The following is a 10,724-nucleotide window of genomic DNA, read 5'->3' on the forward strand; positions in this document are numbered from 1 at the left end:
CAATCGAGGAAGGAACAACCATGACCGATCTTCAGCGGGACGTGCAGGCCGTCGCGGACGAACTCGTCGAGTCGGGGGCCGAGCGCGGTGTGCAGGTCGCCGTCTACCGCCACGGCGAACTCCTGGCCGACGTCGTCTCCGGTGTGGCCGACCCGCAGACCGGCCGTCTCCTCACCCCGGACACCCCGGTCTACGCCACCTCGACGGGCAAGGGGGTGACCGCGACGCTCGTGCACGTGCTGGCCGAGCGCGGGGTCGTCGACTACGACACCCCGATCGCGGACGTGTGGCCCGAGTTCGCCGCCCACGGCAAGGAGAAGGCGACCGTACGGCACGCCCTGACGCACGCGACCGGTGTCCCCGGGGTGCCGGTCGGCACCACGCCGGAGGACCTGTGCGACTGGGACCGGATGTGCGCGGCCGTCGCCGGCGCCACCCCGTGGTGGGAGCCGGGAACCAGGTCGGGCTACCACCCACAGACCTACGGCTACATCCTCGGTGAGGTCGTGCGCCGGGTCACGGGAAAGCCCGTCTCACAGGTGCTCCGCGAGGAGCTCACGGAACCGCTCGGGGTGGCCGGCGAGCTGTTCTTCGGCGTTCCCGCCTCCGAGCTGGGCAGGCTGGCCAGGATCGAGGAGGCGGGACCCCCGATGGAGCTGCCCGCCGAGACACTGGCCCAGATCCCGTTCTTCAGGGTGGTCGACGGTTACACGGCGGCGCCCCTCGCCGCGATGCCCGACGCGGCCTTCAGCAACCGCGCCGACGTGCTGGGCTCCGACATCCCCGCAGGGGCCACGATGACGGCCCGCGCGGTCGCCCGCATGTACGACGCGCTACTCGGCGGGGAGCTGGTCTCCCCGCAGCGGCTCCGCGAGCTGTCATCCCCGGCGACGACGGGCGTGGACGAGGTGACCGGCGCCCCGGCCAGCTGGGGGCTGGGCTACTCGATCGGCCTGACCCCGGCCGTGGCCGCCCCGACGCTGTTCGGAATGGCGGGCAGCGGAGGGACCGCGGCCTTCGCCGACACCGCGACGGGCCTCAGCGTCGGCGTGATGAAGAACCGGATCTCGGCCGGTGACTTCGGCGCCGTCGAACGGATCGCCACGGTCGTCCTCGGTCACGCCTGACCGAGGGGCCGTTCTCCGGTTCCCACCGGTGTGGGCACTGTGTCCTCATACAATGGCGCGGTGCCCACCTCCGAGAACGGTCCTGACCATCACCCGCAGGACGAGGCCTGGGAGAGCGAGGCGGCACAGACGCTGCGGCGTGTCTTCGGGTACGCCTCGTTCCGGCAGGGGCAGCAGGAGATCATCGAGCACGTCGTCGGGGGTGGCGACGCCCTCGTGCTGATGCCGACCGGCGGCGGCAAGTCCCTGTGCTACCAGATCCCCGCCCTCGTACGGCAGGGCGTCGGTGTCGTCGTCTCGCCGCTCATCGCGCTCATGCAGGACCAGGTCGACGCCCTGACGGCCCTCGGGGTGCGGGCGGGTTTCCTCAACTCCACGCAGGACTTCGACGAACGCGCCGCGGTCGAGTCGGCCTTCCTGGCGGGCGAACTCGACCTGCTCTACCTGGCGCCGGAGCGCCTGCGGGTCGAGACGACGCTGAGGCTGCTCGACCGGGGCAAGATCTCGTTGTTCGCCATCGACGAGGCGCACTGCGTGGCCCAGTGGGGGCACGACTTCCGGCCCGACTACCTGGCCCTGTCCACGCTGCACGAGCGCTGGCCCGACGTGCCCCGCATCGCGCTGACCGCGACCGCGACCCCGGCGACCCACGCCGAGATCGCCTCCCGGCTGAACCTCGGTCAGGCCCGCCACTTCGTGGCGAGCTTCGACCGCCCGAACATCCAGTACCGCATCGAGCCGAAGAACGAGCCGAGGCGGCAGTTGCTGCGGCTCATCCGCACCGAGCACCCCGGTGACGCGGGCATCGTCTACTGCCTGTCGCGGTCCTCCGTCGAGAAGATCGCCGAGTTCCTGACGGACAACGGCGTCCAGGCGCTGCCGTACCACGCCGGGCTCGACGCGCGGACCAGGGCGGAGAACCAGGCGCGCTTCCTGCGGGAGGACGGCCTGGTCATGGTCGCGACCATCGCCTTCGGAATGGGCATCGACAAGCCGGACGTGCGTTTCGTCGCCCATCTCGACCTGCCCAAGTCGGTCGAGGGCTACTACCAGGAGACCGGCAGGGCCGGGCGGGACGGCCTGCCCTCGACCGCCTGGCTGGCCTACGGCCTGCAGGACGTCGTGCAGCAGCGCAAGCTGATCGACACCTCGGAGGGTGACGACGCGCACCGCAGGCGCCTGGGCACCCACCTTGAGGCGATGCTGGCGCTCTGCGAGACCGTGCAGTGCCGCAGGGCGCGCCTGCTCGACTACTTCGGCCAGCGAGGCGAGCCGTGCGGCAACTGCGACACCTGCCTGTCGCCGCCCGAGGCGTGGGACGGCACGGTCGCCGCGCAGAAGGTCCTGTCCACCGTGTTCAGGCTCGTGCGGGAGCGGCGCCAGAAGTTCGGCGCCGGGCAGATCGTGGACATCCTGCTGGGCAGGCGGACGCCCAAGGTGCTCCAGCACAACCACGACTCGCTGACGGTGTTCGGCATCGGCACCGAGTTCGGCGAGGCCGAGTGGCGTGGCGTGGTACGGCAGCTGCTGGCCCAGGGGTTGCTGACGGTCGAGGGCGACTACGGCACGCTGCTGCTGACCGAGGCAAGCTCGGAGGTGCTCGGGCGCAGGCGGCAGGTCATGATGCGGCGCCAGCCCCAGCGGCAGACGCGGACGGAGACCGAGGGGGCACGGGGGGAGACGCGGGCCAAGGGCGCGAAGTCCCGCCGGATGACCCAGGCGGACCTGCCCGAGGAGGCGGTGCCGGTGTTCGAACGGCTTCGCGCCTGGCGTGCGGCCACGGCCAGGGAGCAGGGGGTGCCCGCGTACGTGATCTTCCACGACGCGACCCTGCGGGAGATCGCGGCCGGGACGCCGTCGAGCCTGGCGGAGCTGGGCACGGTCAGCGGTGTCGGCGAGAACAAGCTGGCCAAATACGGCCAGGAGATCCTGGACGTCCTCGCCGAGGAGCCGGAGGAACCGGGGGAGCCGGAGGAGCCCGAGGAGCCCGAGGAGGAGGAAACCGAGGGGGCGGAGGAGGCCTGACGGAGGGCACTCCACCACGGTGGGGGAACGGCTTGTCAAGAGCGCCGAAATGAAGTCATCAGTGCCGAAATAGAACTTTTCGTAGACATTGGCAGAATTTGTCTCGATAATTCGGTTTCGTTGTACCTGTTGTTCGCAACCCCCACCAACGCGGCCCGTAACCCGCCGCGTCGTCAATGCCCGGCGACTTGTCGTGCCGGGCGACAGAAGGGTCACCCCCCATGAAGCGAACCCCCCGCCTACTGGCGCTGGCAGTGTCATTCCTGCTGGCAGTGGTAGGTGTCCTCATCACGCAGACGTCGGCCCAGGCGGACAACGTCGTCGTGAACCCGGACTTCGAGGCCGGCTCCGTCGCGCCGTGGTCCTGTACCGGCGGGCTCGGCTCGGTGGTCAGCACCCCGGTCCACTCCGGTAACGGCGCGCTCGCCGGCGCGGCCAGCGGCTCGGACACCGCCCAGTGCAGCCAGACCGTGACGGTCAAGCCGAACTCGACCTACGTGGTCAGCGCCTGGGTGCGCGGCAACTACGTCTACCTCGGCGTCAACGGCGGCTCCTCCACCTGGACCGCCTCCGCGTCGTCGTACACGAAGCTCAGCGTGTCCCTCACCACCGGCGCCAACCAGACCACCGCGGTGGTCTTCCTGCACGGCTGGTACGGCCAGGGCACCTACTACGTCGACGACGTCAGCGTCGACGGCCCGCCCGGACCGACGCCCACCCCGACGGTGACGCCGACCGTCACCCCGACCGTGACCCCGACCGTCACGCCCACGGTCACCCCGACCGTGACCCCGACGGTGACGCCCACCGTGACCCCGACCGTCACGCCCACCGGCAGCACCTGCGCGGTGAAGTCGCGGCCCGCGGGCAAGGTCATCCAGGGCTACTGGGAGAACTGGGACGGCGCCATCAACGGCGTGCACCCGCCGTTCGGCTGGACGCCGATCAACGACCCCCGCATCAAGCAGCACGGCTACAACGTGATCAACGCCGCGTTCCCGGTCATCCTCTCCGACGGCACCGTGCTGTGGGAGGACGGGATGGACGCCACCGTCAAGGTCTCCACCCCGGCTGAGATGTGCGACGCCAAGGCCGCGGGCGCCACGATCCTGATGTCGATCGGTGGCGCGACCGCCGGCATCGACCTCAGCTCCAGCACCGTCGCCGACAAGTTCGTCGCGACCGTCGTGCCGATCCTGAAGAAGTACAACTTCGACGGCATCGACATCGACATCGAGACCGGTCTGTCGGGCAGCGGCAACATCAACCAGCTGTCGGCCTCGCAGTCCAACCTCATCCGCATCATCGACGGCGTGCTCGCCCAGATGCCCTCCAACTTCGGCCTCACGATGGCTCCCGAGACGGCCTACGTGACCGGCGGAAGCGTGACGTACGGCTCCATCTGGGGCGCCTACCTGCCGATCATCAAGAAGTACGCGGACAACGGCCGCCTGTGGTGGCTGAACATGCAGTACTACAACGGCAGCATGTACGGCTGCTCCGGTGACTCCTACTCCGCGGGCACGGTCCAGGGCTTCACCGCCCAGACCACCTGCCTGAACAACGGTCTGGTCATCCAGGGCACCACGATCAAGGTCCCCTACGACAAGCAGGTTCCCGGTCTGCCCGCGCAGGCCGGCGCCGGAGGCGGCTACATGTCTCCCTCCCTGGTCTCCCAGAGCTGGAACGCCTTCAACGGCCAGCTCAAGGGCCTGATGACCTGGTCCATCAACTGGGACGGGTCGAGGAGCTGGAGCTTCGGCGACAACGTCAAGGCACTGCAGGGCCGCTGACCGGTCCTTGAGGGCCGTCCCCGGACTTCTCGTCCGGGGGCGGCCTTTCGCCTGTTCGGGCCGTCACGGCAGGGAGTGGCCTCCGGGGGGCGAGAGGCCCCACACACGCCGCGAACGTCACTCTCGTTCGATCTCGTCACGGATGTAGGCCTCTGTTTGGCGAACAAGCTGCCGACATTCTGGAATGATCGCGTTCATATCCTGTCGGAGATCGAGACTGACGGACAGTGAGTGAGATGCCCCCCATCGATGAAATCACCGCCTTCGCGTCGGATAAACCGGTCGTAACGGTCATCATCTGCGTGATCGGCCTAGCACTCCTCGGCGTGGCCTACCTCGCGGCCAGAGCCCTCTACCGGGCCGCGAACCAGTTCTTCCACCGTTACGTCGCGCCCCGTCCGGCCGAGGACATCCTCACCATCGTGGCCGCCAGCATCGCCACCGGCGTGTCCGCCCAGGGCATGTGGCGCTTCTCCGGCGACGTGCTCGGCTTTGACGGCCCGCTGAGGCTGCTGCTCTTCGCGTTCATCGAGGTCGCGGTGATCACCAGCGCGGTGCGGGCCCGCCGTAACATGCGGGAGAACTACTCCGCGGGCATCGACGGCATCGCGGTGTGGACGCTCACCGGCCTGTCGGCGGTGCTGTCCAGCATGGACGCCCGCAGTCTCGCCGAGGCCGTCTTCCGCCTGGCGGCCCCGCTGGTCGCCGCCTGGCTGTGGGAACGGGGCATGGCGATCGAACGGCACCGCATCACGGGGCGGCACCGCATCAACTGGCGGCTCACCCCCGAGCGCATGCTGGTCCGCGTCGGCCTCGCCGAGGTCAGTGACCGTACGGCCAGCGAGGTGGACGCACACCGGCGGCTGACCAGGGTCGCGCTGGCCGCCAAGCGCGCCCGCGCCCTGCGTGAGGCGGGAGCCTCGGACAGGAAGATGCGCGGCGCGCTCACCAAGCTGGACAAGGCGATGGACCGGGCCGTCGAGCACACCGGCCTGGCGGTCGACAGCACCCGCCAGGAGGCGCTGCTGTCCCAGATCGGGGCGCTCTACAACACCTCCGCCCTGATCGACCTGACCCCGCCGGTCCCGTGGGCCCCCGAGGCCGAGGAGCCGCCGCGCCTGACGCACGCGCTGCCCGCGGCGGCGATGGACGACGACGACGAGGGCGAGGTCGAGATGCTCGACTCGCCGCCCCCTGTCGTGGACACCGCCCAGCGCGCCGCCCTGCTGCGCGCCGCCAGGGAGTACTGGGACAAGCAGATCGAGCGCAAGTTCGTCCCCAGGGCGTCCGACATCGCTCACGAGATCGGCATCTCGCTGGCCACCGCCCGTGAGTACCGCGCTCTGTGGAAGCTGGAGCCCCGCGCTCACGCGCTGATCGAGGCCGCCTTCAGGGAGCACGGGATCGTCGACACCGGCACCTTCCCGGCGATCGAGACCCAGCAGGAACGCGTCCTCACCGTCAACGGCTCATCCCATGGCTGAGAACCGGGGCGGGACCGCCGGTCACACCGGTGAGTCCCGCTCCTCGACCTCCGCGCTGCCGTTGACGCGGAGCTTGCGTCGGGCACGCTCGTAGAAGGTCGTGTCGCCGAGCCGTACGACCCAGGCGGCGGCGCGCAGCGCGGTGACGGTGAGCCGGTCTCCCGGCGCCAGATGGCCCGCGACCGCGCCGTCCACCTCGACGGCCAGCGTGCCGCTCGCCGGGAGCAGTTCCAGGGTGACCTCCTCGTCGGCGGAGAGCACCATGGCCCGGCTGAACGACGAGTGGGCGGCGGCCGGTACGACGAGGAACCCCTCGACCGTGGGGGAGACGATGGGGCCTCCCGCGGAGAAGCTGTAGGCGGTCGATCCCGTCGAGGTGGCGACGATGACGGCGTCGGCGGCGTACCGGACGAAGGGGTGCCCCTCGACGGAGACCGCGACCGCCGACAGCCCGTCACCGGGGATGCGCACCAGGGCGACGTCGTTGAACGCGGTCACCGTGCCGGTCCCCGGCAGCGAGGCCTGGACCGCCATGCGGGGCTCGACGGTGTGACGGTGGCCGTCGATGGCCGACAGCGCCCTGGGCAGCCCGTCGACGTCGATCTCGGCCAGGAAGCCCAGCCTGCCCAGGTTCACCCCGAGGACGGGGGTCGGCCGGCCCGCGATGAGGCGCATGGTGCGCAGCATGGTGCCGTCGCCGCCCAGGCTGACGAGCAGGTCCGCCCGGCCGACGAGCGTCTCGGCGTCCACCGCGACCGCGCTGCAGTCGATGCGCCCGACCTCCTCCGGCAGGCCGAGCACCGTGACGCCGCGCCCGCGCGCCCACCCGATGACGGTGTCGATGGCCGTCTTCGAGTCGCGGCGCGGATGCAGGACCAGTCCGACCGTTTCGACCATGCCCATCTCGCCACTGTACGGCGCTGTGCGGCGCGTCATGTCGCCGCCCGCCCGGGGGCCTCGGCGGCCTGTAAAAGATCACTTATGTGTATACAGAGCATGATGACTTATAGTTCAACCCAAAAATTCCGTTATAGCCGTTCGATCCGAATTTTCCGACAATGGAGATTTTTGTATTTCACCGAATGATGTTTAATGCTTGACAACCTATTTAACGAACCATCAGGATTGGAGCGCTCCGCGATGGCGGCCTGTGCCTGATCCCCCGTGTCAGGGGGTGGAATGGCGCTGCGAATTCGATCGCGGTCAATCCCCTCGCTCTCTTTTCTCTGATTCAGGTCCCCGGCCCTTTTCGATCCGACACGGATGGATGGTGTGTTGTGACGGAGCTCGATCCCGGAAGGTCGCAGCTGAGCCTCGGCACGGAGGCGGCGCGAAATCTCGCGACGACGACCAAGACGGTTCCGCAGATGCAGGAGATCTCCTCGCGGTGGCTGCTGCGCATGCTGCCGTGGGTGCAGGTCTCCGGCGGCACCTACCGGGTCAACCGGCGCCTCAGCTACACACTTGGCGACGGGCGGGTGAGCTTCACCAGCACCGGCTCCGAGGTGCGGGTCGTGCCCGCTGAGCTGCGTGAGCTGCCCTCACTGCGCGACTTCGACGACTCCGAGGTGCTGCAGGCGCTCGCCGAGCGCTTCACCCAGCGGGACTTCTCCGCGGGGGACGTTCTGGTCCAGGCGGGCCAACCCGCCGACGAGGTGGTGCTCGTCGCGCACGGCAAGGTCAACAAGGTCGGCGCGGGGCCGTACGGTGACGAGGTCGTCCTGACCGTGCTGGCCGGGGGCGACCACTTCGGCGACGAGACGCTGACCGGGCAGCGGGGTGACTGGGAGTTCACGGTCAGGGCCATCACCGCGGGCACGGTTCTGGTCCTGCCCGGGGACGCCTTCCGTGAGATCGCCGACCGTTCCGAGGCGCTCCGCGGCCATCTGCGTCAATTCGAGACGGCCCCGAAGGGCCCGCAGAACAAGTACGGCGAGGCCGCCATCGAGCTGGCCGCCGGGCACAGCGGTGAGCCCGACCTGCCGGGCACGTTCGTCGAGTACGAGTTGGCCCCCCGTGAGTACCAGCTCAGCGTCGCCCAGACCGTGCTGCGGGTGCACACCAGGGTCGCCGACCTCTACAACGACCCCATGGACCAGGTCGAGCAGCAGCTCAGGCTGACCATCGAGGCCCTGCGCGAGCGGCAGGAGCACGAGATGATCAACAACACCGAGTTCGGGTTGCTGCACAACGCCGACCTCAAGCAGCGCATCCACACCCGGACCGGCCCGCCCACCCCGGACGACCTCGACGAGCTGCTCAGCCGCCGCAGGAGGACGCAGTTCTTCCTCGCACACCCGCGCGCCATCGCCGCCTTCGGCCAGGAGTGCACCCGCCGGGGGATCTACCCCATCGGCGCCGAGTTCGGCGGGCACACCGTCCCGGCCTGGCGAGGCGTCCCGATCTTCCCCTGCAACAAGATCCCGATCACCGGCAGCCGCACCACGTCGATCCTCGCGCTGAGGACCGGCGAGGACGACCAGGGAGTCGTCGGCCTGCACCAGACGGGCATCCCGGACGAGTACCAGCCCAGCCTGTCGGTCCGTTTCATGGGCATCAACGAGAAGGCGATTATCTCCTACCTGGTCAGCGCCTACTACTCCGTCGCGGTTCTGGTTCCCGACGCCCTCGGAATCCTGGAAGACGTCGAACTCGGGCACTGAGAACCGGACACGCGGTCTTTCGAGCTCCCGGTTTTCTTCCTGTCGTGTCCGTGGAGCCGAGAAGCTCGTCGGAGAATGGCGCTCACGCATATCGAGAAATGGGTGTGCAGGCCGGTAGCATCCGAATACGGGTGTTACCGGGCGGGCATGCTCACCCGGGACCCGCGCGCGTTCGGCGCCATGAAGGGCGGGTTTCCACGCGCACACCCACCCGGACACGCCAGATGAGGAGTTCGACCTCATGACCGACCGCTACGAGGGCGTGAAGACATGACGGCGGTTGACAGGGGCCAGACGGCGGACACCACGGCCGACATGCCAGATCTGACCGGGTCCGTCACCGGGGAACGGCCGGTGGTCACCGGGCGGCGACCGTCAGCGGGGACGGCCACCAGGCGGGACCCGGCCGCCGGACAGGCAGGAGAGGGGCGTACGGCGGGCGAGGTGCTCCGCTGGAGCCGTGACACGGTGGAGCCGGCCCTTCGCTCCGCGATCGACACGCTGCCCCCGTCGATGCGGCACATCTCCGGCTACCACTTCGGCTGGTGGGACGAGCACGGCCGACCGACCCAGGCCGACAGCGGCAAGGCGATCCGGCCCGCGCTCGTCCTGCTGGCCGCGGAGGCGGTCGGCGGGACCGCCGCCTCCGCGCTGCCCGCGGCGGTCGCCGTCGAGCTGGCGCACAACTTCTCCCTCCTGCACGACGACGTGATGGACGGCGACCGGACCCGCAGGCACAGGCCGACGGCCTGGAGCGTCTTCGGGGTCAGCCCGGCGATCCTGGCCGGAGACTCCCTGCTGGCGCTGGCCTACGACGCCCTGTCCGCGGGCGGGCATCCGGCGGTCCAGGAGGCGACCCGGATCTTCGGGGTCACGATCCAGGAACTGCTTGAGGGGCAGAGCGCGGACGTGGCCTTCGAGGGGCGCAAAGACGTCGAGCTGGCCGAGTGCCTGGCCATGGTGGCGGGCAAGACGGGCGCCCTGCTGGGGTGCGCCTGCGCGCTCGGCGCCCTGTCCGGCGGCGGTACCCCGGAGCAGGTCGAACGGCTGCGCTCCTTCGGGGCCGACCTGGGACTGGCCTTCCAGCTGGTCGACGACCTGCTGGGCATCTGGGGTGACCCCGAGGTCACCGGCAAACCGGTCTACTCGGATCTGCGAAGCCGTAAGAAGTCGCTTCCCGTGGTGGCCGCGCTGGCCTCCCCGACCCCAGCCGGGCGTGAGCTGGCCGGTCTCTACCACCAGGAAGACCCGCTGACCGACACCGACCTGGCCCACGCCGCCGAACTCGTCGACGCCGTCGGCGGGCGGGCCTGGAGCCAGAAGCAGGCCGACGAACTGCTGGCCGGAGCGCTGCGCCACCTGCATGAGGCGCGTCCCGTCGCGCGGGCGGCCGCCGAGCTGAGGACACTCGCCCGGCTCGTCACCCGCCGCGACCGCTGACCCCCGGCCATACCGCTGGATGATGGTCAAGTGCGGGGTATGCCCGCCTTGACCGACGATGGCAACCTGATCGCACGTTCGTAGTCAACGCGTTCTGATCAGATTGGATCGTCGTCGTGAGGGTGGCTTTCGTCGGTAAGGGCGGCAGTGGGAAGACGACCGTGTCGGCGCTGTTCGCACGTTATGTGGCGA

7 protein-coding genes are annotated in these 10,724 nt (G+C 69.6%); 6 read left to right on the forward strand and 1 reads right to left on the reverse strand.

Going from position 1 to position 10,724, the window contains the following annotated elements:
• Positions 1-20: 20 nt before the first annotated feature.
• From ACIBVQ_RS32590 to ACIBVQ_RS32605, 4 genes are all read left to right on the forward strand, one after another.
• Positions 21-1,127: a serine hydrolase domain-containing protein gene (locus ACIBVQ_RS32590; protein ID WP_399182189.1), complete on the forward strand. Its 1,107-nt coding sequence runs from the start codon at positions 21-23 to the stop codon at positions 1,125-1,127.
• 60 nt (positions 1,128-1,187) lie between these two features.
• Complete coding sequence (gene recQ / locus ACIBVQ_RS32595; protein WP_399182191.1) at positions 1,188-3,152, forward strand: DNA helicase RecQ; 1,965 nt, start codon at positions 1,188-1,190, stop codon at positions 3,150-3,152.
• A gap of 221 nt (positions 3,153-3,373) precedes the next feature.
• Positions 3,374-4,945: a carbohydrate binding domain-containing protein gene (locus ACIBVQ_RS32600; protein ID WP_362917824.1), complete on the forward strand. Its 1,572-nt coding sequence runs from the start codon at positions 3,374-3,376 to the stop codon at positions 4,943-4,945.
• A 236-nt stretch (positions 4,946-5,181) separates the two neighbouring features.
• A complete protein-coding gene (locus tag ACIBVQ_RS32605; protein ID WP_352016139.1) occupies positions 5,182-6,429 on the forward strand; it encodes a hypothetical protein in 1,248 nt (415 codons plus the stop codon).
• 21 nt (positions 6,430-6,450) lie between these two features.
• Here the strand turns inward: ACIBVQ_RS32605 and ACIBVQ_RS32610 are convergent, their stop codons facing one another.
• Entirely contained in the window at positions 6,451-7,332 is an 882-nt protein-coding gene (locus tag ACIBVQ_RS32610) for an NAD(+)/NADH kinase (RefSeq protein ID WP_362781879.1), read from the reverse strand.
• Positions 7,333-7,706: 374 nt separating this feature from the next.
• On the opposite strand from ACIBVQ_RS32610, the gene ACIBVQ_RS32615 reads away from it, so the two are divergent.
• The gene (locus ACIBVQ_RS32615) at positions 7,707-9,092 is read left to right on the forward strand and encodes a family 2B encapsulin nanocompartment shell protein (RefSeq protein WP_352016141.1); all 1,386 of its coding nucleotides are present in this window, start codon (positions 7,707-7,709) and stop codon (positions 9,090-9,092) included.
• Positions 9,093-9,362: 270 nt separating this feature from the next.
• Positions 9,363-10,532 (forward strand): family 2 encapsulin nanocompartment cargo protein polyprenyl transferase, encoded by a 1,170-nt coding sequence (locus ACIBVQ_RS32620; RefSeq protein WP_399182194.1) that lies wholly within the window; start codon positions 9,363-9,365, stop codon positions 10,530-10,532.
• Positions 10,533-10,724 lie beyond the last annotated feature (192 nt).

It is taken from the genome of Streptosporangium sp. NPDC049376, from assembly GCF_044466505.1.
Classification (GTDB): Bacteria; Actinomycetota; Actinomycetes; order Streptosporangiales; family Streptosporangiaceae; genus Streptosporangium.